Annotated in this window: 23 protein-coding genes; 7 read left to right on the forward strand and 16 right to left on the reverse strand. The window is 68.4% G+C overall.

What is annotated here, in order from left to right; genetic code table 11:
* Positions 1 to 70: 70 nt before the first annotated feature.
* On the reverse strand, positions 71 to 1,183 hold the full coding sequence (locus K3A85_RS18130; protein ID WP_318248081.1) for a calcium-binding protein: 1,113 nt from the start codon (positions 1,181 to 1,183) through the stop codon (positions 71 to 73).
* 254 nt (positions 1,184 to 1,437) lie between these two features.
* Here K3A85_RS18130 and K3A85_RS10295 point away from each other — a divergent pair, with 254 nt between their 5' ends.
* Both K3A85_RS10295 and K3A85_RS10300 read left to right on the forward strand, forming a co-directional pair.
* Complete coding sequence (locus K3A85_RS10295; protein ID WP_225206421.1) at positions 1,438 to 1,974, forward strand: biliverdin-producing heme oxygenase; 537 nt, start codon at positions 1,438 to 1,440, stop codon at positions 1,972 to 1,974.
* A complete protein-coding gene (locus K3A85_RS10300) occupies positions 1,907 to 4,543 on the forward strand; it encodes an HWE histidine kinase domain-containing protein (protein WP_225206422.1) in 2,637 nt (878 codons plus the stop codon). The genes K3A85_RS10295 and K3A85_RS10300 overlap by 68 nt, the downstream gene beginning before the upstream one ends.
* Positions 4,544 to 4,552: 9 nt before the next feature.
* Here the strand turns inward: K3A85_RS10300 and K3A85_RS10305 are convergent, their stop codons facing one another.
* Positions 4,553 to 6,580, reverse strand: coding sequence for an oxidoreductase (locus K3A85_RS10305; RefSeq protein ID WP_225206423.1), 2,028 nt, complete (start codon positions 6,578 to 6,580; stop codon positions 4,553 to 4,555).
* 32 nt (positions 6,581 to 6,612) lie between these two features.
* On the opposite strand from K3A85_RS10305, the gene K3A85_RS10310 reads away from it, so the two are divergent.
* Complete coding sequence (locus K3A85_RS10310) at positions 6,613 to 7,287, forward strand: TetR/AcrR family transcriptional regulator (RefSeq protein ID WP_225206424.1); 675 nt, start codon at positions 6,613 to 6,615, stop codon at positions 7,285 to 7,287.
* Here the strand turns inward: K3A85_RS10310 and K3A85_RS10315 are convergent.
* Genes K3A85_RS10315 through K3A85_RS10335 form a run of 5 tightly spaced genes read right to left on the reverse strand, consistent with a single transcriptional unit; the run spans position 7,254 to position 11,992 of the window.
* A complete protein-coding gene (locus K3A85_RS10315; RefSeq protein WP_225206425.1) occupies positions 7,254 to 8,777 on the reverse strand; it encodes an NAD(P)/FAD-dependent oxidoreductase in 1,524 nt (507 codons plus the stop codon). The two genes, K3A85_RS10310 and K3A85_RS10315, sit on opposite strands and share 34 nt — an antisense overlap.
* Positions 8,778 to 8,793: 16 nt before the next feature.
* On the reverse strand, positions 8,794 to 9,762 hold the full coding sequence (locus K3A85_RS10320; protein WP_225206426.1) for an alpha/beta fold hydrolase: 969 nt from the start codon (positions 9,760 to 9,762) through the stop codon (positions 8,794 to 8,796).
* Positions 9,759 to 11,453: an N-acyl-D-amino-acid deacylase family protein gene (locus K3A85_RS10325; RefSeq protein WP_225206427.1), complete on the reverse strand. Its 1,695-nt coding sequence runs from the start codon at positions 11,451 to 11,453 to the stop codon at positions 9,759 to 9,761. The genes K3A85_RS10320 and K3A85_RS10325 overlap by 4 nt, the downstream gene beginning before the upstream one ends.
* A 40-nt stretch (positions 11,454 to 11,493) precedes the next feature.
* A complete protein-coding gene (locus K3A85_RS10330; protein WP_225206428.1) occupies positions 11,494 to 11,742 on the reverse strand; it encodes a hypothetical protein in 249 nt (82 codons plus the stop codon).
* Between the two features lie 4 nt (positions 11,743 to 11,746).
* A complete protein-coding gene (locus K3A85_RS10335; RefSeq protein WP_225206429.1) occupies positions 11,747 to 11,992 on the reverse strand; it encodes a hypothetical protein in 246 nt (81 codons plus the stop codon).
* Between the two features lie 242 nt (positions 11,993 to 12,234).
* Here K3A85_RS10335 and K3A85_RS10340 point away from each other — a divergent pair, with 242 nt between their 5' ends.
* Positions 12,235 to 13,773, forward strand: coding sequence for an MFS transporter (locus tag K3A85_RS10340; RefSeq protein WP_225206430.1), 1,539 nt, complete (start codon positions 12,235 to 12,237; stop codon positions 13,771 to 13,773).
* The gene (locus K3A85_RS10345; RefSeq protein WP_225206431.1) at positions 13,770 to 14,825 is read left to right on the forward strand and encodes a zinc-dependent alcohol dehydrogenase; all 1,056 of its coding nucleotides are present in this window, start codon (positions 13,770 to 13,772) and stop codon (positions 14,823 to 14,825) included. Before K3A85_RS10340 ends, K3A85_RS10345 begins: the two co-directional genes overlap by 4 nt.
* A gap of 262 nt (positions 14,826 to 15,087) precedes the next feature.
* On the opposite strand, the gene K3A85_RS10350 is transcribed toward K3A85_RS10345, so the two are convergent.
* From K3A85_RS10350 to K3A85_RS10360, 3 genes are all read right to left on the reverse strand, one after another.
* Positions 15,088 to 15,609 (reverse strand): CAP domain-containing protein, encoded by a 522-nt coding sequence (locus K3A85_RS10350; protein WP_225206432.1) that lies wholly within the window; start codon positions 15,607 to 15,609, stop codon positions 15,088 to 15,090.
* 78 nt (positions 15,610 to 15,687) lie between these two features.
* The gene (locus K3A85_RS10355; RefSeq protein ID WP_225206433.1) at positions 15,688 to 16,371 is read right to left on the reverse strand and encodes a L,D-transpeptidase family protein; all 684 of its coding nucleotides are present in this window, start codon (positions 16,369 to 16,371) and stop codon (positions 15,688 to 15,690) included.
* Entirely contained in the window at positions 16,361 to 16,969 is a 609-nt protein-coding gene (locus tag K3A85_RS10360; protein ID WP_225206434.1) for a PEPxxWA-CTERM sorting domain-containing protein, read from the reverse strand. Before K3A85_RS10360 ends, K3A85_RS10355 begins: the two co-directional genes overlap by 11 nt.
* 232 nt (positions 16,970 to 17,201) lie before the next feature.
* On the opposite strand from K3A85_RS10360, the gene K3A85_RS10365 reads away from it, so the two are divergent.
* The gene (locus K3A85_RS10365) at positions 17,202 to 17,414 is read left to right on the forward strand and encodes a hypothetical protein (RefSeq protein ID WP_225206435.1); all 213 of its coding nucleotides are present in this window, start codon (positions 17,202 to 17,204) and stop codon (positions 17,412 to 17,414) included.
* 20 nt (positions 17,415 to 17,434) lie between these two features.
* On the opposite strand, the gene rfbD is transcribed toward K3A85_RS10365, so the two are convergent.
* The 5 genes from rfbD to K3A85_RS10390 form a co-directional block, all read right to left on the reverse strand.
* Positions 17,435 to 18,355, reverse strand: a complete 921-nt coding sequence (gene rfbD, locus K3A85_RS10370) for a dTDP-4-dehydrorhamnose reductase (RefSeq protein ID WP_225206436.1) — start codon at positions 18,353 to 18,355, stop codon at positions 17,435 to 17,437.
* Positions 18,352 to 19,425, reverse strand: coding sequence for a dTDP-glucose 4,6-dehydratase (gene rfbB, locus K3A85_RS10375; RefSeq protein WP_225206437.1), 1,074 nt, complete (start codon positions 19,423 to 19,425; stop codon positions 18,352 to 18,354). Before rfbB ends, rfbD begins: the two co-directional genes overlap by 4 nt.
* The gene (gene rfbC / locus K3A85_RS10380) at positions 19,425 to 19,976 is read right to left on the reverse strand and encodes a dTDP-4-dehydrorhamnose 3,5-epimerase (protein WP_225206438.1); all 552 of its coding nucleotides are present in this window, start codon (positions 19,974 to 19,976) and stop codon (positions 19,425 to 19,427) included. The genes rfbB and rfbC overlap by 1 nt, the downstream gene beginning before the upstream one ends.
* Positions 19,973 to 20,854 (reverse strand): glucose-1-phosphate thymidylyltransferase RfbA, encoded by an 882-nt coding sequence (gene rfbA, locus K3A85_RS10385; RefSeq protein ID WP_225206439.1) that lies wholly within the window; start codon positions 20,852 to 20,854, stop codon positions 19,973 to 19,975. Before rfbA ends, rfbC begins: the two co-directional genes overlap by 4 nt.
* Before the next feature lie 71 nt (positions 20,855 to 20,925).
* Complete coding sequence (locus K3A85_RS10390; protein ID WP_225206440.1) at positions 20,926 to 22,107, reverse strand: glycosyltransferase family 4 protein; 1,182 nt, start codon at positions 22,105 to 22,107, stop codon at positions 20,926 to 20,928.
* Positions 22,108 to 22,206: 99 nt separating this feature from the next.
* Between K3A85_RS10390 and K3A85_RS10395 the strand changes: the two genes are divergently transcribed.
* Entirely contained in the window at positions 22,207 to 23,196 is a 990-nt protein-coding gene (locus K3A85_RS10395) for a glycosyltransferase family 2 protein (RefSeq protein ID WP_225206744.1), read from the forward strand.
* 20 nt (positions 23,197 to 23,216) lie between these two features.
* Here K3A85_RS10395 and K3A85_RS10400 read toward each other — a convergent pair whose 3' ends face one another.
* A complete protein-coding gene (locus K3A85_RS10400) occupies positions 23,217 to 24,305 on the reverse strand; it encodes an NAD-dependent epimerase/dehydratase family protein (protein ID WP_225206441.1) in 1,089 nt (362 codons plus the stop codon).
* Positions 24,306 to 24,494: the final 189 nt, after the last annotated feature.

Here is a 24,494-nt window from a genome sequence, read left to right on the forward strand (position 1 = left end):
ACCGCTTGTCAAGCGACAGGCCGGGCGTTGTCAAGCGACAGGCCGGATGGGCGGGCGTCCGGCGCGGCGATCAGCCGAACAGCAGGAAGTCCTGCGCGGTCAGCGTTGGCGCCCCGGTGAGGACCGCGATCTTGACCGCGGCGTCGCCGCCCGCGCCGTCGGCATCGTAATAGAGCGTGCCGCTGTCGGTATCGTAGATGAGGTGCTGCGCCCGGGTCAGCGCCTCGTCCGCGCCGCTCGTGGCGAGAAAGGCGCCGTTGGCGACGGTGCGAACCCCGTCGAATGCGTCGAACACGCCGCGGTCGAGCGAAATCGCGTCGTCTTCGGAATGGCGGAAATCGACGATCGTGTCGATGTTCGCGGCCGAGGGCGCGGTCGAGAAGACGAAGTGGTCGGCGCCGGCGCCGCCGATCAGGCGGTCGGCGCCGCCGAGGCCATCGAGCACGTCGTCGCCCGCGCCGCCGGACAGCACGTTCTTGGCGGTGTTGCCGGTGATCTCGTTGTCGAGCTTGTTGCCGGTGCCGTTGATTGCCTTTGTGGTGGTCAGCACCAGGTTCTCGAGATTGTTGCCGAGCGTCCACGAGATCGAGGATTCGACCGTGTCGGTGCCCTTGTTGCGGCTTTCGATCACGCGGTCGCCGACATTGTCGACGACGTAGGTGTCGTTGTCGCGCCCGCCATACATGATGTCGGCGCCGGCGCCCCCGTCGAGGCGGTCGTTCTTGTTGCCGCCGTAGAGGATGTCGTTGCCGCCAAGGCCGAAAAGCACGTCGTCGCCGCCGCGCCCGCTGAGCACGTCGGCGCCGGCGTTGCCGGTCAGGGTGTTTGCGGCATTGGTGCCGGTGCCGCGGTGGAACCCGGCCGTGGTGAAGGTGAGGTCCTCGAAGTTCGCATCGAGCTTGAAGACGGTGAGCCCGGTGCGCACGAGGTCGGTGCCCTGCCCCGGCTTCTCGGTCAGCTTGTCGCCCAGCGAATCGACCACATAGGTATCGTCGCCATCGCCGCCGACCATGCGGTCGTTGCCCTTGCCGCCATCGAGCACGTCGTCGCCGAGCCCGCCGGCGAGGTCGTCGTTGCCGCCCAGGCCATAGAGAATGTCGGGCCCGTCGGTGCCGACGAGGTCGTCGTAGTTGTCGGTGCCCTTGAAGACACGCGGAGAGGCAGGTGCAGCAGCGGTAGTCATGTCGGACCCGTGGTGGAGCGCGCGCCCCGCAAGCGTTCGGGGCAGTGCGCCATGGGGCTGGCGTGTTGCAATCGTGCGACAGCCGTCAGGAGGGCGCGCCGGCGCAACCGGCGCAGACCTTTTTCCGCCAAGCGCAGGAACCGCCCGGGTACGGCGCGCGTATAGGCCGTTCCGGCGCGCAGACGAAGGCAGAATGACCGCAATTCCAGCACGATGGCCCGAATGGTCGGCTTCCGTCCGGCGGACCGTTGCGCGTGGGTGAGGTCCGTTCGTGGCTGCGCGATGCCACGCGAGAGGCGCACGCGCGCGTCGATGCCGCGTTCGCGGCGTTCCGGCTCGACGATGCCGCCTCCTATCGCCGCTTCCTGACCGCCCACGGCCAGGTCCTCGCTCCGCTGGAGCGCTGGCTCGATGCCGGCGCGCTGCTGCCGGGATGGCAGGGCCGCGCGCGGGCGGTCGACGCCGACCTGCGCGATTTCGCGGCGGAGCTGCCCGACCCGCCGAGCCTTGGCTGGCAGCACGACGAGGCGATGCGGCTGGGCGCGCTCTACGTGCTCGAGGGGTCGCGGATGGGGGCGGCCGTGCTTGCCCGCGAAGTGCCCGAGGCGTTTCCCAAGCGCTATCTCACCGCCCGCGCGGCGCCCGGGCAGTGGCAGGCGCTGCTCGCGCTGCTCGATGCGAAGGCGGCCGATCGCGGCGCTCATTGGCGCGCGCGCGCACTTGATGGCGCGCAAAGCGTGTTCGCCCTGTTCCAGTCCGCAGCGCAGGAGGCCCAGGCTGCATACCGTTGACCGCCTCGACGCGCCCGTCGACCTGACCAATTGCGATCGCGAGCCGATCCATATCCTCGGCACGATCCAGCCGTTCGGCGTGCTGGTCTCGCTCGACGCCGATGGCAAGATCCGGCGGGCCTCGGCCAATCTCGCCGCCTTCGCCCGCTGCGAGGCCGGCGCGGCGCTCGACGCCCCGGCCGAAACGCTGTTCGATGCGGGCGCGCTCGCCGCGCTGCGCGAACGGATGCAGCAGCTGCGCGGCGGCGATGCGGTCGAGCGCTTGTTCGGGGTCCATCTGTTCGACCGGCGGACCGCCTACGACGTGGCCGTGCACTTTTCCGGCGACGAATTCGTGATCGAGGCCGAGCCCGCATCGGACAACGGCGCCGAAGCCGGCAACCTGATGCGCACCTTCACCGGGCGGCTGCGCCAGTCGGAGACGACGCAGGCGTTCCTGCGCGAGGCGGCGCGGCAGGTGAAGACTCTGACCGGGTTCGACCGGGTGATGGTCTACCGCTTCGACGATGCGGGATCGGGCGAGGTCGTGGCCGAGGCGCTGACGCCGGGCACCGACAGCTTCTACGGCCTGCACTACCCCGCTTCGGACATCCCGGCACAGGCGCGCCGGCTCTACTTGCGCAACATCTTCCGCGTGATTGCCGACGTGACCGCCGAGCCGGTGCCGCTGCTTTCGGCGCCGAGCGCGCGCGGCACGGCGCTGGACCAGTCGATCGGGCTGCTGCGCGCGGTCTCGCCGATCCACGTCGAGTACCTGCGCAACATGGGCGTGGGCGCCTCGCTGTCGATCTCGATCATCGTCGAGGGCAAGCTGTGGGGGCTGTTCGCCTGCCACCACTACGGCCCGCGCCTGCCCAACCTGGCGATGCGGACGACCGCCGAGCTGTTCGGCCAGCTGTTCTCGTTCATGCTCGAGAGCCGGCTGCGCAACGAGACCAGCGAGTACGAACTGCGCGCGCGGCGGGCAAGCGACCGGATCATGGCAACGGTCGCGCAGACGCCGCATCTGCTGGCCGATCCCGCCTGGCTCGGTGAAGTGACGTTCGAGCTGATCCCGGCGGACGGGGTGGCGGTGTTCCTCGAGGGCGAAGTGACGCTGAGCGGGCTGACCCCGACGGTCGAGCAGTGCGGGCGGATCCTCGCCTTCCTCAACGAAAATGCCGGCGGGAACGTGGTGGCGACCGAATCGATCGCAAGCCTGGTGCCCGAGGCGCAGGTCCATGCAGATGTCGCGGCGGGGATGCTGGCGATCCCGCTGTCGCGCTCGCCGCGCAACCACATCGTCCTCTTCCGGGCCGAGCAGCTGCGCACGGTGCGCTGGGCCGGTAACCCCGAGAAATCCGTAGAGCACGGCCCCAACGGCGACCGCCTGACCCCGCGCAAGAGCTTCGAGGCGTGGACCAGGCTGGTGCAGGGAACCAGCCTGCCGTTCACCAAGGCCGAACGTCAGGTCGCCGAATCGCTGCGCAGCGGGATGCTCGAGGTGCTGCTGCGCCTGGCCGACGACGCCGCGCTCGAGCGCGAGCGGGCGCACGACCGGCAGGAAGTGCTGATCGCCGAGCTCAACCACCGCGTGCGCAACATCCTCTCGCTGATCCGCGGGCTGATCTCGCAGACGCAGCGTTCGAGCGACACGATCGAGGAATTCGTCACCAACCTCGACGGGCGGGTGCAGGCGCTGGCGCGCGCGCACGACCAGGTGACCCACGACCACTGGGGCCCGGCGAGCCTGATCGAGCTGCTCGACGTGGAGGCGAGCGCCTACCTCGACGACAAGCGATCGGCGCTGGTGATGAAGGGGCCGGACATGCTGGTCGAGCCGGTCGCGTTCACCGCGCTGGCGCTGGTGTTCCACGAGCTGATGACCAATGCCGCCAAGTACGGCGCGCTGTCGGGCGATGCGCAGGGCACGGTGCTGATCGCGTGGCGGCGAGACGCGGCGGGCGACCTGCTGCTCGACTGGATCGAAAGCGGCGGGCCGCCGGTGGCGCCACCGACGCGCCGCGGCTTCGGCTCGGTGATCATCGAGACGTCGATCCCGCACGACCTCGGCGGCGAGGCGACGATCGACTATCGCCGCCACGGCTTCGAAGCGCACTTCCGCATCCCCGCGCAGCACGTCGTCGGCACGGGCGGCACGCCCGCCGCCGAGCGCCCCCGCCCCGCCCCGCCGCGCCTCGACGAGGCCCCGCTCAAGGGGCTGAAAGTGTTGCTCGCCGAGGACAACATGATCATCGCGCTCGATGCAGAGCAACACCTGTTCGACCTCGGCGCGGCCGACGTGATCGTGGCGCCGACCGCCGACGAGGCGCTTGCGCTGGTCGACGAAGCCGCCCCGGACTTCGCGGCGCTCGACTTCAACCTCGGCGATGCGACCAGCCTGCCGGTGGCCGAGCGACTGCGCGAGCGCGGCATTCCGTTCACGTTCATGACCGGGCTGGGCGACACGCTGGCGGTGGACGGCTTCGACAACGTGCCGCTGGTGCAGAAACCCTACAGCGCCAGCCAGATCGCCGCGGCGGCGGCGCGGGCGCTCGCTGCCGGCCAGAGCGGCGACAGCGAGCGCTGAACCGGACGATCAGGCGGCGGCGGCGAGCTCCGTCGCCTGCTTGATCGCGGCCTTGGCGTCGAGTTCGGCGGCTTCGTAGGCGCCGCCGACGAGTTCGGACGAAATCCCTTCGGCCTGCAGCGCGTCGTGCAGGTCGCGCAAGGGATCCTGCCCTGCGCAGACGATGATCGTGTCGACATCGAACAGCACCGGCGCGCCGCCGACGGTGGCGTGAAGGCCGGCGTCATCGATCCGGTCGTAGGCGACGCCCGCGATCATCTTCACGCCGCGGCGCTGGAGGGTGATGCGATGGGTCCAGCCAGTGGTGCGGCCAAGGCCTGCTCCGACCGCGGTTTCCTTGCGCTGGAGCAGCGTGACCTCGCGCCCGCTGGTGGCGACCTCGGGCGTGACGCCGGTGACGCCGCCGCGCGGGTGGTTCTTGAAGTCGATGCCCCATTCGCGCGCGAAGACTTCGACATCAAGCGCGCTGCTCTTGCCGGCGTGGGTGATGAGTTCGGCAACGTCGAAGCCGATGCCGCCCGCGCCGATGATCGCGACCTTCTGCCCGACCTGCGCGCGCCCGGTGATAACGTCGACGTAGCTGACGACCTTGGCGTGGTCGATACCGGGGATGGCCGGCGTGCGCGGGGCGATGCCGGTGGCGACGATCACGTGGTCGAAGCCGCCGGCCTTGATCGCAGCGACATCGACGCGGGTATTGAGCCGGACGTCGACGCCGAGCTTGTCGAGCATGCGGCCATAGTAGCGCAGGGTCTCATAGAACTCCTCCTTGCCCGGGATGCGCTTGGCGTAGTTGAACTGGCCGCCGATCTCGCTCGCCGCATCGAACAGGGTGACCGCGTGGCCGCGCTCGGCCGCGGTGACGGCATAGGCGAGGCCCGCCGGCCCTGCCCCGACGACGGCCACCTTGCGCCGCGTCGACGCCGGCTCGATCGACAGCTCGGTTTCGCGGCAGGCGCGCGGGTTGACCAGGCAGGTGGTCAGGCGGCCGGTGAAGGTGTGGTCGAGGCAGGCCTGGTTGCAGCCGATGCAGGTGTTGATTTCGTCCTCGCGGCCCTGCGCAGCCTTGTTGACCAGCTCGGGGTCGGCGAGCATCGGCCGCGCCATCGAGACGATGTCGGCATCGCCGCGCGCGAGGACCTCTTCGGCCACAGAAGGCATGTTGATGCGGTTCGAGGTGATCAGCGGGATCGACAGCTCCTTGCGCAGGCGGCCGGTGACCTGCGTGAACGCTGCGCGCGGGACCATCGTGGCAATGGTCGGCACGAAGCTTTCGTGCCAGCAGAAGTGGGTGGAGATGACATCGACGCCTTCGGCTTCGAGCGCCTTGGCAAGGCTGACGACCTCGTCCCAGGCGAGCCCTTCCTGGAGCATGTCCATCGCCGAGATGCGGAAGATGACGATGAAATCCTTGCCCACCGCGGCGCGCGTGCGGCGGACGATCTCGACCGGGAAGCGCATGCGGTTGGCCCATTCGCCGCCCCAGCGGTCGGTCCGCTGGTTGGTCTTGGAGACGAGGAAGGTGGAGATGAGGTAGCCGGCCGAACCGATGATCTCGACCCCGTCGTAGCCCGCTTCCTTGGCGAGCGCGGCGCAGCGGGCGAAGGCTTCGATCTGTTCCTCGATGCCTTCCTCGGTCAGTTCGTTGGGCTGGTAGCGGCCGATGCGCGACTTGACCGGCGACGGCGCCACGCAATCGGGGGTGCCGGCGAGCGGTCCGGTATGGAGCACCTGCATCACGATCTTTACGTCGGGCGCGGCTTCGTGGACCGCGCGGGTGACCTGCGAATGCAACGCAACGCCTTCGGCGTCGATCAGCTTGGCGCCGTGGCCTGCCGTCGGATGCGGGCCGATGCCGCCGGTGATGATCATGCCGACGCCGCCCCTAGCGCGCTCGACGAAGTAGGCCGAGAGGCGCTCGGCGGCGTTGGGCACATCTTCCAGACCCGTGTGCATCGAGCCCATCAGGATGCGGTTCTTGATCGTGGTGTGGCCGACCTTCAGCGGCGAGAACACGTGCGGATACCTGGTGCTCACGGCGAATCCCCTCATGCTAAACACTGTTTGGCGTGGACGTACCGAACAGTGTTCACTATGGCAAGCAGATGGCCGTGCTGCTCACCAAGGAACAGGTCGCCGACGTCCGGCAGAAGATCCGCGAAGTGGCCGAACGCCACATCGCACGCGACGGACCGCACGGCGCCTCGATGCGCGCGATCGCCGCCGAGATGGGATGGACCGCGGCTTCGCTCTATCGCTACTACGCGAGCAAGGCAGACCTGCTCGATGCGACGCGGGCGGCCGCCTACGAACGGTTTTCGGACTGCATCGAGGCGGCGGGCCGGAGCGGCGGCGACCTGTGGGACAAGTCGCGCGCGATCGGCGACGCCTATGCCGACTTCGCTTTTCGCGAGCCGGCCGCTTACCAGCTGATTTTCGCCTTCGAGCAGGACGAGAAGGACAAGAGCGCGGACCTGCTCGCGGCGCAGGCGCGCGCGGCCGACCTGATGACCCGCTACGTCCGCGAAATGGTCGAGGCCGGGCTGCTCGAGGGCGAGCCGGCCGAGATCGCCCACGCCTACTGGGCGGTGCTGCACGGGCTGGTCGTGTTGCAGATGGCGGGCAAGCTCGACCCCGCGCTGCCGTTCGACACCTTGCGCCACAGCGCCGCGCGACTGATCACGCGCGGCGCGAGGGCGAGCGGCGCCGCTCACGCAGCGCGGCGCGCGCCCTCCTCCTCCTGAACGATCATGTCGGCCTGCCAGTCGAGGCCGAGCCTTTGCATCATCTCGACGCGATCGGGCCCCGGCGGCGGCGGATAGGCGGCGGCGTTGCGCGTCTTGCCGCGCGCCCAGTACCACAGCACGCCGGCGAGGTTGCGCGGGCGCTTGAGCCAGGCGTCGGGGTGTTCGAGCATGTGGAAGCCGCGCATCGCTTCGCGCAGCAGGCGCGTATCCGAGCGGAGCGCGATGCGAATGCCGTCCTCGACGAACCCGGTCGCAAGGCGCGCCTTGAGCTTGGGCGTATGGCCCGGCGTCAGGGCCTGGCGCGCGCGCTTGATCGCCGAGCGGTCCTGCTTGCGCTGGTTGAGGTAGTAGGGAAGCAGTTCGGCGTGGATCGCCTTGTGGAAGGCGAGCGAGCGTTCGGTGGGATCGGGGCTGGCGTCGAGCACCTGACGCAGCGCCTGCGCGCTCACCGCCGCGAACGAACAGCCGCGACCGTAGAGCGGATTCGTGCGCACCAGCGTATCGCCGAGCGCGAAATAGCCGCGCGCGACCGGCTTGCCGTCGACCACCAGGTCGCGCCAGCGGCTGACGAGATCACCCATGCCGATGACCTTGCTGGTCGGTTCGGCACGCGCGGCGTTGGTCCAGGGTTCGAGCCCCGGCAGCGCGAGCGTTACGGCGTGAAAGATGTCAGGGTCGACGATGCCCTGGCGCAGCACGGTCTCGACCTCGGGAATGGCGACGGTGACCGAGAAATTGCCGTTGTCGCCGGGGAAGATGCCGAACTTGATGTAGCCGAGATCGCCCGAAGCCGGCGGGTGCGCGCTGCGCTCGGGCTCGGACTGGCCGGGGCGAAGGCGGTAGTGGCGCGTGAAGTAGAGGATGCCGGCGCTCTCGTACTCCTCGCGTATCGGCGCGCCTTCGTCGATCAGCTGCTTGATCGTGGTGCCCCCCTTGCCCGAGGCATCGACCACCAGGTCTGCCTCGATCCGCTGGCTGTCGCCGTTCCATTCGCCGACGACGCCGCGCACCTCGATCACCCCGTCGCCCGCTTTCCGGGTGATCAGGCGGCGGACCTTGAAGCCGCAGCGAAGCTCCACGTTGGGCAGCGTCTCGACATAGCGGCGCATGGTCATTTCGAGCGTGGTGCGGCGGCTGGTGACGATGGTCAGTTCCTCGTCACCGGGCGCCGGCTGGTATGCCTGCTGCTGCGCCTCGGTCAGCATCAGCTCGAACGGCAATTCTCGCACGCCGTTGGCGAGCAGCTGGTCAAGCAGCGCGGGATGCTCCGTTTTCATGATCGTTCGCAACCGCGCGAGGAACGCGTGGCTTTGCCGTACGTGGGCGACGCCGTTGCGCTTCCACGTGCGGAACAGCTCGTCCGGGTCCGCCGTCTCGAGCGGCCCGTCGCGTTCGAGCACGACGATCTCGCGACCCGAAGGCGCAAGCATGAGCGCGGTGCAGAGACCGCCGATCCCCGCACCGATCACCAGTACCTTTTCCGTCATGGAACGATGGGCCCCCTTAGCCGTCGACCATCTTGAGAAATTCGAGGATCGCCTCGTTCACCGCCTCGGGCGCTTCCTGCTGCGTCCAGTGGCCGATGCCCGGGATCATGCGATTGATGCGCAGGTCGGTGACCGTCTGCGGTAGCGCCGCGATCGCTGCGGCCGCCATCATCACGACCCCGTCCGCCGCGCCCGCAACGAACATCGCCGGCTGGTGGATCTGCGTCGGCGCGCCGTGCGTCAGCCGCCAGGTGAGGTCGAAATTGCGGTAGTAGTTGAGCGGTCCGCGCATCCCCGAACGGGCGAATTCGCCCGCGTAGAAATCGAGATCGGCCTCGCTCAGCCAGGCCGGCAGCACTTCCGGATCGGGCAGGTTCGACAGCAGGTCGTCGTGCTCGGACTTGGGCGGCAGCTTGGTCAGGTCGGTTTCGCCGGCGGCCATCACGAGGAACTTGCGCAAGCTGCGGCGGATGTCCTTCTCGAACTCCGCCTCGGCCACGCCCGGCTCCTGGAAGTAGAGCTGGTAGAAGAACTGGCCCTTGAACATCTCGCGCATGGCCGGCATCGGCTGGACCGGCGAGCGCGGCATGAACGGCACCGACAGACCGCCGACCGCGCGCACCTTGTCGGGGTGGAACAGCGCGGTGGCCCAGGCAGTGGGCGCGCCCCAGTCGTGGCCGATGACCACCGCCTGCTCGTAGCCCAGCGCCGGAATCAGGCCGATGATGTCGTTGACGATCTCGACCTGGTTGTAGGCGTCGATGGCTTCGGGCTTGTCGCTCTTGCCATAGCCGCGCATGTCGGGCGCGACGACATGGTATCCGGCGGCCGCGAGCGGCGCGAACTGGTGCCGCCACGAATACCAGCTTTCGGGAAAGCCGTGGATCAGCAGCACCAGCGGCGCATCCGGCGCCCCGGCTTCGGCGATGTTGAGCGCGATCCCGTTCGTCTCGATACGGCGCTCGGTGACCCCCTCCCAGCTCATGCCGCTTCGAGCTCCGCCGCCGCCAGCGCGGGCGGCACGATCGCGCCGCGCGCATCGGCGCTGTAGCCTTCGGCCGCGCTCCACGCGACGCCGCCGGCAACGATCACGGTGTCGACACCATGGGCGTCGCGGATATAGCGGCTGCCCTCGCCGGGCACGTCCTGGACGTAGACTTCGGCGCCGCGGTCGATCGCGGCCGGATCGAACACGACGATGTCGGCGACGAGCCCCTTGGCGAGCAGCCCGCGGTCGGGAATGCCCCAGATCGCGGCGGTGTCGGAGGTGATCTTCTTGACCGCTTCCTCGAGGCTGAGCATCCCCGCCTCGCGGACGAAGTGGCCGAACAGGTAGCCGGTATCGCCATAGGTCGAGAACGAGAGGATGTGCGCGCCGCCATCGCTCGCGCCGATGTGGACGCGCGGGTGCCGCAGCAACGGGCCGACCTGGTCGTCCTGGTTGTGGCCCATGCTCTCGGCCATGAAGTGCGCGTCGAGCTTTTCCTCGACCGAGAGGTCGATCATCGCCTCGAGCGCGGTGACGCCGCGCAGCTTGCCGATTTCGGCAAGCGTCTTGCCGACGTACTGCTGGTTGGCCTGGCTCGCGACCTGGCGCAGCTTGAGGAACGACCACAGGTCCATCATCGGCGTGGCTTCGGCGATCAGGCGTTCGCGGCTCTCGCCGCCGGCGAAGGCCGCGATGATCTCCTCGGGGCTACCGAAGCGCATGATGTTGTACCAGCCGGGCAGGCGGATGAAAATCAGGCTGGGCACGGCGAAGCTGAAGCTGATGTCGATCGGACGGGTCTGGACCTGCGGCCAGACGCGCGCGCCGCGGGCGAACTGTTCGTCGACGCGGGCCATCACCCGGTTCACCGCGGCGATGTTGTCGGCATTGACGAACAGCGGCGAGAACGTGGTCGAGATGCCGTACTTGAGCGAGATCTCGGCGAGCTGGTCGAGCCGCGCGATGGTGAGGTCGGGATCGTAGAATTCGGGCACGATCTGGAGGATGCGGTCGTATTCGGACAGCACCGCGGCGAGCGCATCGACTTCGGCCGCATCGGCATAGCGGCTGGGCACGGGCTTGAGCGTCTCGTCCATGTCGACATAGCTGGTCGACAGGCCGATCGCGCCGGCGTCGAGGCATTCGCGCAGCAGCGCCTGCATCCCGGCGATTTCATCGGCGGTGGCGGTGCGCTCCATGGCCGCCTCGCCCATCACCCACAGGCGCAGGACGCTGTGGCCGACGAGCTGGCCGACGTTGATCGACAGCCCCTTGCGGATGCGGGCTAGATATTCGGGGAAGGTCTCCCAATCCCACACCACGCCTTCCTTGAACGCCTTGAGCGGCATTTCCTCGATCTGGTTGAACATGCCGACCAGCTTCATCCGGTGCTCGGCCTTGAGCGGGGCGAGCGAGAGCGAGCAGTTGCCCGAGACGATCGTGGTGACCCCGTGCGAAAGCGCGGGCTTGGCGGCGCCGTCCCACAGCAGCTGGGCGTCGAAGTGGGTGTGCGGATCGATGAAGCCGGGCGCGACGACCTTGCCGGTCGCGTCGATCTCGCGCAGCGCCTTTTCCTCGACGCGGCCGATGCGGGCGATGCGATCGCCCGTGATCGCGATGTCGGCGGAAAAGGCGGGCATTCCCGAGCCGTCGACGATGCGTCCGTTGCGGATAACCAGATCGTACATGTGCATTCTCCCGGAATTCTTGTTCATTCGCTATTGCTGTTCACGGCGCCGCCGGCGCGACGAACCGGTTGGACGAGGCGATCAGCGCGTCGCGCACCTTGTCCCAACCAAGCCCGACGAGCTGATCGGCATGATCGGCATTGGCTGCAGCCATCAGGCTGCGCGTGGCGTATTCGTCGAGCGTGACCTGCGACTTGCCGCCGTTGGCGAAGGTCAGCACGACCACGAGTTCGGCATCGCCATCGTGCGCCGCGGCGATGCGGACCTCGCTGATGGTGGCGCCGCTCACCGGATCAGTCGCGGTGCGGCGCTTCGACGAAGATCACGTCGCTCGGCAGGATCGGGTTGTCGCCGCGCATGCGCCCGACGCCGCCGGAAGCGCGCATGAACACGTGGAGGTTCCAGCTCTGCAGCATGCCCACCGCATCGGACTGCGCCACGTCCGGCAACTCGCGCGCGGCGATCGATTCCCAGGTATCCCCGCCCTTCGGCAGGATCGACTTGCGGACGGGCGTCAGCTCGGCGGTCAACGAAGTCACGATTTCTCTCTCCACATTGTCGCGTCGGAGGACGGACGCCACGGCGCCTGCGACTCCCCGCGCACTTATCAGATGATATAGGACCACGATTCGCGCGGCGGAGCAATCCGAAATCGCACGCGGGGCGCATCGCCGGCCCCTGCCCCGCCCCCTCCTGCGGCGCGACCGGCTCATCGCACCGCGCGAAACCTTCCCTCCGACAACGACTTGCAGGGTGAGGACGGGCGACCGGGAAAGCGACGATGCTGCGGCCGCAGGCCAGGATCAGCGAAGCCGAGCGCGAGGCGGGGCTCGCCCGCATCGCCTACGAAGCGGCCTTCGCAAACACCACCGCGGCGTTGACCACCGGGGTCGTGCTGACCGCCTTCGCGCTGCACCTGGGCGCAGGCAACGCGCTGATCGGGCTGCTCGCCTCGCTGCCGTTCCTTGCCCAGCTCGCGCAGATCCCGGCGATCACGCTGGTCGAGCGGCTGCGCCGGCGCAAGGCGATCGCGGTGTGGTCGAGCGTGATCGGGCGGTCGATGCTGGGGGCGATGGCGCTGTTGCCCTTCGCCGGCGCGGCAGCCCCGGCGCTGCTGGTGGCGATGACGCTGGTGCTCTGCCTGCTGGCGGCCATTGGGGGCTGCGCGTGGAATTCGTGGATGCGCGACTTCACGCCCGAGGACCGGATGGGCGCGGTCTTCGCGCGGCGCACCACCTGGGCGACGATCACGACCATCGTGGCCGGCCTCGGCGCAGCGGCGCTGCTGCAGTACACCGCCCCGGGATCGCGCGCGCGGGACGGCGCGTTCGCCGCGCTCTATGCCGTGGGCTGCCTTGCCGGGCTGGCGAGCGCGGCGATCGTCGCGCGGATTCCCGAGCCGGTGATGGCGCAGGCGGGCCAGGTGACCGCACGGCTGGGCGACCTGCTGCGCGAACCGCTGGCCGACGCCAACTTTGCCCGGCTGCTGGCGTTCCTTGCCAGCTGGCAGTTCGCCGTGAACCTCGCGACGCCGTTCTTCACCGTGTTCCTCGTCGACCAGCTGGGCTACCGCATGACCACGGTGATGGGGCTGTCGATCGCGAGCCAGCTCGCCAATGCGCTGGCCTTGCGCAACTGGGGGGCGCTGACCGACCGCTTCTCCAACAAGTCGGTCCTGCTCGTCGCCGCGCCGGTCTATATCGGCTGCATCGCCGGCATGGCGGTGGCTTCACAGATCACCGGTGCTGCGGCGCGGATCGGCTTCCTCGTCGGCCTGCACGTGCTGATGGGCGCTTCGGTCGCGGGAGTGACGCTGGCGACGACCAACATCGGGCTGAAGCTGTCACCGCGCGGGATGGCGGCATCCTATGTCGCCGCCTCGGGCGTCACCACCGCGCTTGCCGCCGGGCTTGCCCCCATCGTCGGCGGCCTCTTCGCCGAGTTCTTCGCAGGACGGCGGCTCGAAGTGATCGTGCGCTGGACCAACCCGGAAGGCGTGCTCTCGCTGCTCCCGCTGCGGCTCGGGCATTGGGACTTCTACTTCCTGATTTCCGGCCTGCTCGGGCTCCATGCGCTGCACCGGCTGAGCCTGGTGCGCGAGGAAGGCGAGATCGGCCAGCGCGACATGGTGCGCCACGTTCTGATCCAGGCGCGCAGTTCGGTCCACGCCTTCTCCACCGTCACCGGTTTTCGGGCGCTGACCGAAATACCGGGCAACATCGTTCGCGAAGTCCGCGTGCGTCGCCGCTTTGCCCGGCGACACGAGAGACGCGCCGCGCTGCCCGTCCCTCCCATCGCAGCAAGAGGACCGAGCCGATGAAAGCCGCCATCAAGACCGAGCAGGGCACCTTCCGCATCGAAAATACCGACATGCCCGCGCTGCCCGGCCCCGACTGGGTGCTGGTGCGGGTGCGCGTAGCCGGAATCTGCGGCACCGACCTGCGCCATTGGGAAAAGCCGGAAGCTGACCTTGTCGGCCATATCATGGGCCACGAGCTGGCCGGCGACGTGGTCGCGACGGGCGATGCCGTCACCAATGTCGCGGTCGCCGACCGGGTGGTGGTGGAGACCGTTCTAGGCTGCGGACATTGCGAGTGGTGCCGGCGAGGCCAGTACAACATCTGCCCCGAGCTCTATCCCACCCGCAGCCGCTATGTGTCGCGCGCCTACGGCCAGTTCCTCGTATCGCCGGCAAGCCACGTCTATCGCCTGCCCGACCACGTATCGTTCAAGCAGGCGGCACTGATCGACACCTTGTCGGTCTGCCTGCACGCGCAGCACCTGTCGGGCCTCGCGATCAACGATCGGGTGGCGATCGTCGGCGCGGGCCCGATCGGGCTCGGCCAGCTGCTGCTCGCCAAGGCAAGCGGCGCCGACGTGCTGATCGTCGACAAGGTCGATCATTCGCTGGCGCTGGCGCAGGAGATCGGCGCCGACGCGATCGTCAATTCCGAGCGCGACGATCCGGTCGAGGCGATGCGTGCGATGACCCACGGGCGCGGGGCGGACATCGTGTTCGAGTGCGTCGGCGGCGCGTCGATGGGCGAAACCCTCCCCTTGGCGACGAAGCTCGCACGGCGCGGCGGCAAGGTCGTGATCATCGGCGGCTTCGACGCGGGCGAACAGTCCGTGGCGCTCGAATGGCAGCGCATCCAGATGAGCGAGATCCAGCTTGTCCCGAGCGCCAGCTTCGCCTGGTGGAAGCTCGACGAGGAGCAGGGCCAGGTGTTGGAGCTTATCGGCAAGGGACGGATCGACGTGGACCCGCTGATCACCCACACCTTCCCGCTCGATCGGATAAACGAGGCCTTCCACTGCGCCAACGACAAGGCCCGCACGGGCGCGGTCTTCATCGCGGTCGAGATGGACTAGGCCGTGAACTCATAAACGGCGCCTTCGAGGCGTCAAAATGGCGAACAGCGCGGGCCAAGGTGCCCGCCGGGAGGGCTGGTTGCCCTTCCAAGGGCGGCTTGGTTCGCGATGGAAGCCATTTTGACGTCCCTTCGGGATTTGACCAGAAGGGCCATCTGCCGCGTCGGGAAGGCTTGAAATATCGACATATTCCTGCGCCTTCCCTCCTTGCACCTGGCCCTTCTGCCTCAAACCTCGAAGGCGCCGTCTATGAGTTCACGGCCTAGATCGGCGATTCCCCTATGTAGTTTCCGGCCGAGGAATAACGGCAGACCAGGACATCCTCCGCTGCGCCATGAGCAAGCGCGCAGCCGACCTGGCCGGTGTCGCGCCAGATCAGCTGGGTATAATGGCCGACGTCGGCCATGCGCCCGGTGGTGCTGTTGTCGGGGAAGCGACCGGGCTTGAAATAGCGCTTCTCGCGCTCCCAGGCAGCGACCATCGCTTCGGGGGCAAAGGCGCCGGGGGTGCCTGCCCAGAGGTTCTCGCCGACATCGCTGCGATCCGCTTGCGAGGAGTGCTCGAAGCGACCGGTGGCGGCGAGCCGGTCGGCCCAGACCTGCGCCTGCGTGGCAAGGGCGGGGTTCCAGGCGAGCGCGGGAACGCCGGCCCGGGCACGCGCGCCGTTGTGCGCGGCGAGCAGGCGTTCGTCGAGCCCATCGCGCAGGCCGGTCGCGGCAACCGAGAGCTGCGCGCCGAGCGCCAGCACCAGAACGGCAAGAACCCTGCGGCAGCGCGGCAGCATCGTGCACCTCCCTTGCGGAAGGCGGCAGTTTCCTGCCTGCGCCCATAATCTTTCGTTAGTTCAGAGGGTTAACCGATATCAAGGTTTGCTTGCCGGCGTTCGGGGGACGATCAGCACCCAGGCGCCGACCGGCAGCGCTCCGAACACGCGCCGGGCAAAATCGCCCGGCAACCCGACGCAGCCGTGGCTTGCATGGCCGCGCACGACGTCGCTTTCGTGGAGCGCGACCCCGTCGGCGGTGAGGCGCAGCATCCACGGCATCGGCGCGTCGTAGCTGTGCGAATAGTAGTCGCGATGCTTTTCGAGCACGCGGAACCAGCCGGTGGGGGTGGGAAAGTCGTCGGTGCCGAACACGACCACGGCTGTGCCGATCTCGTCGCCGCCGCGAAACACCGAGATGGTCTGCGCGGCAAGGTCGACGCGCGCCCAGGCCGGACCTGCGCCCGCCCCGCTCTCGTCCCAGGTCGAAGCGCCCCAGGCCTGCGGGCCGGTGACCGGAAGCAGGCTGGCGATGGGCAGACGGGTTCCGTCGGGCGCGACTTCCACCCGGCGCTCGCGCGGGGCGAGAACGAGCCGATGGGCAGCGACAGGCGCGGATGCGACAGGCGACGGCGCGCGCGGGACCGTGGCCGGGCGCAGCGCGCGGGCTCCCGCGACGATGGCGGCCGGAAGCGCGAAGAGAACGATCGCGCGGGCGACAGGCAGCACGACCGTGCGGGCGACGAGGCCCCGCCCGGGTCGCGCCCGGCGGCTATGCTGCATCCGCGCGGCGTAGCAGCTGCAGCTGGCGACGGCGCAGCGCAGCGCCGATCGCTCCAAAGCCGAGGATCATCAGCGCCCAGGTCGAAGGCTCGGGCACCGGACCGACCGGTCCTCCGCCGCTGCTGCCGCCACCGCTGCTGCCCCCGCCGCCGCTCGATCCGCCGGGAATGATGCCGCCGCCACCATCCGTAGGCGCGATGACCAGCGGACTGCCCTGGTCGATCAACGGAACCTCGGCGGGCGCGGCAAAGGCGATCGGCGTTTCGGGCGCTGCCGTGGCGCGTTCGACCGCGGCGGGCAGCGCCTCGTCGGGGATCGCCGGCGCCGGGGTGCGGGTGCGCGCCTCGTCGAGGACCCGCTCGTGTGGGGCCGGTCCCTGCGCTGGGCCGGCAGCGGCAAGACGGGCCTTGCTCTGCACCAGCTCGCCGCCGCGATCGCCCGGCGAGCGGCCCGCGATCAGCGCGGCAGGATCGCGCAGCGCTGCACCCACCGCCGCCAGCGTGCGCTCGACCGGAAACCCGAGCTCGACCACCGCGCCGGCCGTGCCGGTTGCCAGAAGGGCCGCAGCAAGGGTGACTTTCTGGCGTCTCGACAACACGGCTCATCCCCATGACATTGTTTTTTCAGAAGTTTCTTCCAATACGGCGGACCAAGGGAAAATTTCCCGCCGGCGCAACCGTAAACTGGTCCGGAATCGATCGATAACGCGCCTTGGGCCAGCGTCTCCCTGAAATGTTAAAAACTTGAAACTAAACGAATAACCGATGGTTGATTGGGCGAACAGGACGACCGCGGCATGCCCTGCGCGGACGTTCAGGGAAGGTTTGCCGATGATCAAGACGTCCCGCTTCGACTTTCGCCGCGCCGCCTGGAGCGACATTGCCGCGGCGCTGAACGGCTTGCGCGACCAGGCCTGCACGTGCGGGGCCTACGCCTATATCCGCACCGAGCCCGGCATGCAGCGCCACATGGTGAGCAAATTGATCGCCGACCTCGACCTCGTCGACCACGTCTGCCTAGAAGGCGCGCCCCAGCTTCACTGACAGCCGATCGCCCCGGAGGATCAGGCGCTGGCGGTGCTCTGCTGCGCCGAAGCGCACGCGATGCCGCGCTCGGCGAGGATTCTCCCGACCACCACCTCGAGCGCGTCGCGCCACGACGGCAGAGCGAAGCCGTAGTCCGCCTCGAGCCGGTGGGCATCGAGCACCGAATTGGCCGGGCGCGCGGCCGGCGTGGGGAAGGCGCTGGACGGTACGCGCCGCACCTCCGCCACCGGTCCGCCGAGACGCGCGCTCTGCGCGAAGATGGCCTCGGCGAAATCGGCCCAGGTGCAGGATTCGCGACCCACGACGTTGACGATCTCACCGTCCGCGCGCCGTTCCGCAATCCGCGTGCGAGCGATGCGCCAAAGCGCATCGGCGACGTCGCCCGCATAGTTGGGCACGCCGCGCTGGTCCGCGACGACGTCGATCGCGTCGCGGCTTTCCGCAAGCGCAAGCATCGTGCGGACGAAGTTCCGGCCGTATTCGCTGAACAGCCAGGACACCCGCGCGATCACGTGCGCCGCGCCCGAGGCCGCGATCGCCTGCTCGCCCGCCAGCTTCGAGCGGCCATAGAGGTTGATCGGCGAAGGCGCCGCATCTTCGGCATAGGGCGTCGGCGCCCGGCCGTCGAACACGTAGTCGGTCGAGACGTGGACGAGCAGCGCCCCGACCTCGGCCGCCGCGCGCGCGAGCACGTCTGGCGCGACGGCGTTGACCTGCATCGCGCGCGCAGGCTCGCTTTCGGCGGCGTCGACCTGGGTGAAGGCGGCGGCGTTGATCACCAACTCGGGACGATGCGCGGCAACCAGCCGGGCGAGCGCTTCGGGGGATTCGAGGTCGATCTCGGGACGCGCGGCATAGAAAATGTCGTCGCCCGGCGCGGCGCGGTCGGCGAGGCATCGCGCCAGCTGGCCGCGGCTGCCGGTGACGATCACCCTCACGCGACGAGCCCGAGGCGTTCGCCGCGATAGGTGCCGCTGCGGATCGGTTCCCACCAGGCGGCATTGTCGAGATACCAGGCGATGGTCTCGCCAATCCCTTGCGCGAAAGTGCGGGTCGGGCGCCAGCCGAGTTCGCGACGGATCTTGCCGGCATCGATCGCGTAGCGACGGTCGTGCCCCGGCCGGTCGGTGACGAAACGGATCAGGTCGCGGCGCGTCTGCGTCCCCGCAGGGGGCGGCAGCAGCGCATCGAGCGAATCGCAGATCGTGCGCACCACTTCGATGTTGCTCACCTCGGCATCTCCACCGACGTTGTAGCTTTCGCCGAGCGCGCCGTGCCGCGCGATCATCTCGAGCGCACGCACGTGGTCCTCGACATGGAGCCAGTCGCGCACGTTGCTGCCATCACCATAGACCGGCAGCGGCTTGCCCTCCATCGCGTTGAGGATGGTGAGCGGGATCAGCTTTTCGGGGAAGTGGTACGGCCCGTAGTTATTCGAGCAGTTGGACAGCACCACCGGCAGGCCATAGGTGTGGCCCCACGCGCGCACGAGGTGGTCGCTCGCCGCCTTGGATGCCGAATAGGGCGAGGACGGCGCATAGGGCGTGGTCTCGGTGAAGCGGCTGTCATCGAAGGGCAGATCGCCGAAGACCTCGTCGGTCGAGATGTGATGGAAGCGGAAGCGCGCGCGCAACGCGTCGGGCGCGGCGGTCCAGTGCTCGAGCGCGGCATTGAGCATGCACGAGGTGCCGACGACGTTGGTCTCGACGAAGCTGCCGGGGTTCTCGATCGAGCGGTCGACATGGCTTTCGGCCGCGAGATGCATCACGATCTCGACCGCTTCGGCGGCGAGCAGATCGCGAACCAGCCGGGTATCGCAGATGTCGCCATGGACGAAGCGCAGCAGCGGCGAGCGCGCCACCGGATCGAGCGAGGCGAGGTTGCCGGCGTAGGTCAGCTTGTCGAGCACCACGACCCGATTGCCGCTGGCGACGAGGTGGCGGACCACGGCCGAACCGATGAAGCCGGCGCCGCCGGTGACGAGGAAAGTGCGCTGTTCGTCGGACATCAGAAGGGGCTCACGAAATCGCGGAAGAAGGGAGCGGCCGCGTCCTTGTCGGAAAGGACGGGCGCGAAGGCCTTTGGCCAGGCGATACCGAGATCGGGATCGTCCCAGCGCAGCGCCATCTCGCTCTCGCGATCGTAGAAGGCGCTCGTCTTGTAGTGGACCTCGGCCTCGGCCGTTAGGGTCATGAAGCCGTGGGCGAAGCCGGCGGGAATGAACAGCTGGTTGCCGATGTCCGCGGAAAGCTCGAGCCCTGTCCAGCGGCCATAGGTGGCAGAGCCCGGCCGCAGGTCGACGGCGACATCGAAGATCGCGCCGCGCAGCACGCGCACGAGCTTGGCCTGCGCGTGCGGCGGCGCCTGGAGATGCAGGCCGCGCACCGTGCCGGCCGCGAGCGACAGGCTCTGGTTGTCCTGGACGAAGTCGATGGTATGGCCGGTCCGCGCGAAATCGCGCGCGTTGAACACTTCGCAGAAGTAGCCGCGCGGATCTTCGCGGCGCACCGGCACGAGTTCGAACACGCCGGACAGGTCGAGAGCGCGGATCTGCGTCATGCGACGCTGCTCGCGAGGCGATCGAGGTAATCCGCATAGCCGGTGCGACCGAGGCCGCGGGCGCGCTGGCGGACGAGACTTGCGTCGATGTAGCCGAGATCGAGCGCGACTTCCTCGGGGCAGGCGATCTTGATGCCCGTGCGGTGCTCGATCGTGCGGATGAAGGCCCCGGCGTCCTGCAGGCTTTCGTGGGTGCCGGTATCGAGCCAGGCGAAGCCGCGGCCCAGCCGCTCGATGGTGAGCGCGCCGCGCTCGAGGTAGGCCATGTTGAGATCGGTGATCTCGAGCTCGCCGCGCGGCGAGGGCTTGAGCGTGCGCGCGATCTCGCTGACCTGCTCGTCGTAGTAGTAGAGCCCGGTGACCGCCCAGTTCGAGCGGGGAGCAGCCGGCTTTTCCTCGATCGAGGTGGCGGTGCCGGTGGCGGGATCGAAGGTGACCACGCCATAGCGCTCGGGATCCTCGACCTGGTAGGCGAAGATGCAGGCGCCGCCGCCCTGCGCGCTGCGCACCCCCGCGCGGCACTTCTCGCCGAGGCCGGCGCCGTAGTAGATGTTGTCGCCCAGGATCAGCGCTGCGGGGCCACCGTCGATGAAGCGCTCGCCGATGATGAAGGCTTCGGCCAGGCCGTTGGGCTCCGGCTGCTCGGCATAATCGATGGAGATGCCGAAGTCCTCCCCGCTGCCGAGCAGCTCGCGGAACATTGGCAGATCGCGCGGGGTCGAAATGACCAGCACCTCGCGGATCCCGCCGAGCATCAGCGTGGTCAGCGGGTAGTAGATCATCGGCTTGTCGAACACCGGCAGCAGCTGCTTGGAGATGCTGAGCGTCGCGGGATAAAGCCGTGTCCCCTTCCCGCCTGCGAGAATGATCCCCTTCATCGCCATCCACCTTTCACGAGGTGCATCGCGCGAGCGGCGACCACCGGAACAATACGAAAGAAGCGCCGGACCTAAAGGCCGAACAGCGGGCGCGGCACCGTGCGCGAAGGCGCCGCAGGAGGAGCAGGCTCGGCAGCGGCGGCCGGGCGCGCGAGTTCCACGATTGCAGCCTCAACGTGCTGGCCCCATGCGCGCCAGCTCAACGCCTGCTCGAACCGGGCCCTGGCGGCGAGGCACATCGCGCGGTAGCGGGCGGGCGAACGCCACACCGCGGCAATGCGATCGGCAATGCCCTGCGGGGTCTCCGCCGCATCGACCAGCAGGCCGCTTTCGCCATCCGCGACGATCGTTTCGATGCCGCCGGTGCGCGCCGCGATCGACGGGCGCCCGAAGGCCGCCGCCTCGCAATAGACGAGGCCGTAGGCTTCCTGGCGGCTGAGCATGGCGAGGAACGAGCAGCGCGCATAGAGTTCGCGCAGACGAGCGAAGGCGAGCGGATCGGTCTTGTCGATGCGTCCGTGCACGTGCACTCCCTCGATACCGTCCAGTTCCGCAGGCTCGGACCCCACGATGTGCAGCTCCACATCGCGAAATTCACGCCTAAGGCATTGCCACACCGCGAAAATTCTCGACCCGCCCTTTCGTTCCCAATCAAATCCGACGAATAGCAGACGCAACGGCTCGCCACGCTGCGGCGGCTGGAAACCGGGATCTTCTTCGAGATTGGCCCCCATCGGCGCGACGCGGACCACGTCAGGATCGAGCCCGTAGTGGATGCGCGCCTCGTCGACCGCCCATTGCGATGCGAGCAGCACCCGGTCGGCGCGCGCGAGCAGCTCACGCTGGATCGCCTCGCCCTTGGCGCGCGCTCGTTGAGAAAGCCTGCGGTACTTGCCGTAGTACGACACGACCGAGGCGAAGAGGCAGTCGGCAGCGTAGACCAGCGGCCACTTGCGGTCGATGAAGGCGAGCTTGTGGGCTGCGCCGATCGCGACGACGACATCGGGTCGAAGACGCTCCAGCTCGGCCTCGATCCGGCGCGAATAGAGCCGCACGAGGCCGGGCTGGCGACGGACCATCAGGCCGTGCCGTTCGAGCCCGCCGATGCGCTCGACCAGCCGGTCGAGGCGGGGCGTCTCGATCACCTGTGTCCCTGGAAAGCGGCGTTCGACTTCGCGCAGGGCGAAGAACGGGATGCCGCTCCACGATTGCCGCTTGAACGGCGAGGCAATCGCGACGAACACTACCCGCACCGGGCGAATCCTCCCCGCGTGCGGAAAAATGCCCGCGCTGTTTCAAGGAGTTGGACAACGCCCGCGATCATCTCAGGCGCGCCGCTGATCTCGGTGATCGTGCCGATGTTCGATGCAGCGACGACGATCGAAGCGACCTTGCGCTCGGCGCTCGGGCAGAGCCATCGCGAACTCGAGATCGTGGTGGTGGACGATGGATCGCGCGATGCGGGCGCGAAGATCGTTGAAGCGATCGCCGCACAGGACCCGCGCCTGCGCCTGCTGCGCCAGGACAATGCCGGCGTCGCCGCGGCGCGCAATGCCGCGCTGGCCGCCAGCTCGGGCGAGTTCGTCGCCTATCTCGACGCCGATGACCTGTGGGCCCCGGACAAGCTCGCGCTGCAGCTCGCCGCGCTGCGGGCCGCGCCGGATGCTGCGCTCGCCTATGCCTGGTTCCGGCGGATCGACGGACAGGACCGGATCCTGCCGCCCTCGCCCCATCCGTTCGTCGAGGGACGCGTGCTGCACCGGCACCTTGCCTGGAACTTCATCGCCAACGGCAGCGCCTTGCTGGTGCGCGGCAACGTGGCGCGGCGGATCAGCTTCGATCCGGACCTGCGCTCGGGCTGCGAGGATTACCTGCACCAGCTGCGGATCGCGCTGGACCACCCATTCGCCTGCGTGCCGCAGTTCCTTGTCGGCTACCGCCGTTCGCCCGGATCGCTGTCCGCCTCGCGCCGCACGATGGAGCTGGCGCATCTGGCGATGTTCGACCGGATTGGGCCGTTGCTTCCGGCCAGTGCGCGACCGGTCCTTGCCCGGCGTCGCGCCGAGATGCACGCGCGGCTTGCACGCGATGCGCTGCGCCGTGCAAGGTTCGGCGAGAGTGCGCGACGCTGTGCCGCCGCGCTCCGCGCCGATCCCGTCGAAGCCTTGCGCAACACGGGGGCCGCGGGCCTGACCCGGCTGGCCGCCGGCACCGGGCGGCTCGCGCCCGGACCTGCCTTCGCCGAGGCCGACCCGACCGTTGCCGACGGGCCCTGGGTCACCCGACAGGCGGCAGGTTATCTGCGCCGGTTGCAGCATTACGACGACCACATGCCGTCCTGACGCGAAGGCTGCGTAACCGGTCAGGCGCCACCCGCCGCCGCGATCGGCGCGACTAGGGGCTGCGCATCGTCAACTTCGCGAGCGCGATCGCCGCCCTCGTCCTTCTCCCCATCCTCGTCGTCGCCGTCGACAAGCCGGATCGGGCTGGGCGGCTCGGTGTTGGCGCCGCCTTCGATTTGCGAGCGGAACCAGTCGAGCGTCCGGCGGACGCCGTCTTCGTAGCTGGTCCTGGCGACCCAGCCCGGCAGCACCTGCCGGCAGATCGTCAGGTCGGGGCGGCGGTTGGTGGGATCCTGCGGGACCGGCGGGCAGAACTCGAGGCGGACGCCGGGAACGATGCTGGCGATGAACTCGGCGACTTCGAGCACCGAGATCTCGCGGTCGTTGCCGATGTTGAGCGGGCCCTGGTAGTCGATCTGGTCGAGCCAGAAGAAGCGCTCCATCGCATCGACGATGTCCTCGACGTAGCCCCAGCTACGCGACTGCGCGCCATCGCCATAGACCGTGAGCACGCCCGAGGTGAGCGCCTGGCTGAGGAAATTGGAAACCGCGCGGCCATCGTCGGGACGGGTGCGGGGTCCGTAGACATTGAACAGGCGCACGATGCGGGCCTCGATCCCGCGGGTGCGCTGGCACTCGAACAGCAGCGATTCGGTGCAGCGCTTGCTCTCGTCGTAGGACGAGCGCGGGCCGGTGCAGTCGACCGAGCCGCGGTAGCTTTCGGGCTGCGGAGTGATCAGCGGATCGCCGTAGACCTCCGAGGTGGACGTGAACGAGATCCGGCCGCGAGGCTTGAGCATCTCGACCAGGTGCATGCCGCCGATGAGATTGGCGCTGATCGTGCGGATCGGTTCGCGCATGTACCACGGCGGCGAGGCCGGCGAGGCGAGGTGGATGATCTCGTCGAACTTTTCGGCAGTGGCGAACGTCTCGATGTCCTGGTTCACCAGCTTGAGCCGGGGATCACGGATATGGGCGAGGTTCTCGGGCAGGCCGGTCCAGTAATTGTCGACGACGACCAGAGTGTCGAAATCGGATCGCCGGCAGAGACGCTCGACGATGTACGATCCGATGAAACCGGATCCCCCCGAAACCAGTATCTTCCTCATAAACGAATTATCCCCGAGAGCGCCTGACCGACACGAAGTCGATACGCCGAAAAACGGCACGATGCTGAAGAACAGCAATTGCTGTGGCCAAATAGCGGCCACGCGAACCCTTGGCTGATACGCTCTTATGAGTGCGAACTTAACGCAGCCCTTCCCAAGATTACAAATTTTTTATTTTTTCAATAGCTT

The organism is Novosphingobium huizhouense, assembly GCF_020179475.1.
Classification (GTDB): Bacteria; Pseudomonadota; Alphaproteobacteria; order Sphingomonadales; family Sphingomonadaceae; genus Novosphingobium; species Novosphingobium huizhouense.

What these genes read in the sequence shown, in the direction of transcription:
- K3A85_RS18130 (WP_318248081.1), bottom strand. Translation starts at nt 1,183, where the DNA reads ATGACTACCGCTGCTGCACCTGCCTCTCCGCGTGTCTTCAAGGGCACC.
- K3A85_RS10300 (WP_225206422.1), top strand. Translation starts at nt 1,907, where the DNA reads ATGGCGCGCAAAGCGTGTTCGCCCTGTTCCAGTCCGCAGCGCAGGAGG.
- K3A85_RS10315 (WP_225206425.1), bottom strand. Translation starts at nt 8,777, where the DNA reads ATGACGGAAAAGGTACTGGTGATCGGTGCGGGGATCGGCGGTCTCTGC.
- K3A85_RS10320 (WP_225206426.1), bottom strand. Translation starts at nt 9,762, where the DNA reads ATGAGCTGGGAGGGGGTCACCGAGCGCCGTATCGAGACGAACGGGATC.
- K3A85_RS10325 (WP_225206427.1), bottom strand. Translation starts at nt 11,453, where the DNA reads ATGTACGATCTGGTTATCCGCAACGGACGCATCGTCGACGGCTCGGGA.
- K3A85_RS10340 (WP_225206430.1), top strand. Translation starts at nt 12,235, where the DNA reads ATGCTGCGGCCGCAGGCCAGGATCAGCGAAGCCGAGCGCGAGGCGGGG.
- K3A85_RS10345 (WP_225206431.1), top strand. Translation starts at nt 13,770, where the DNA reads ATGAAAGCCGCCATCAAGACCGAGCAGGGCACCTTCCGCATCGAAAAT.
- K3A85_RS10350 (WP_225206432.1), bottom strand. Translation starts at nt 15,609, where the DNA reads ATGCTGCCGCGCTGCCGCAGGGTTCTTGCCGTTCTGGTGCTGGCGCTC.
- K3A85_RS10355 (WP_225206433.1), bottom strand. Translation starts at nt 16,371, where the DNA reads ATGCAGCATAGCCGCCGGGCGCGACCCGGGCGGGGCCTCGTCGCCCGC.
- K3A85_RS10365 (WP_225206435.1), top strand. Translation starts at nt 17,202, where the DNA reads ATGATCAAGACGTCCCGCTTCGACTTTCGCCGCGCCGCCTGGAGCGAC.
- rfbB (WP_225206437.1), bottom strand. Translation starts at nt 19,425, where the DNA reads ATGTCCGACGAACAGCGCACTTTCCTCGTCACCGGCGGCGCCGGCTTC.
- rfbC (WP_225206438.1), bottom strand. Translation starts at nt 19,976, where the DNA reads ATGACGCAGATCCGCGCTCTCGACCTGTCCGGCGTGTTCGAACTCGTG.
- rfbA (WP_225206439.1), bottom strand. Translation starts at nt 20,854, where the DNA reads ATGAAGGGGATCATTCTCGCAGGCGGGAAGGGGACACGGCTTTATCCC.
- K3A85_RS10400 (WP_225206441.1), bottom strand. Translation starts at nt 24,305, where the DNA reads ATGAGGAAGATACTGGTTTCGGGGGGATCCGGTTTCATCGGATCGTAC.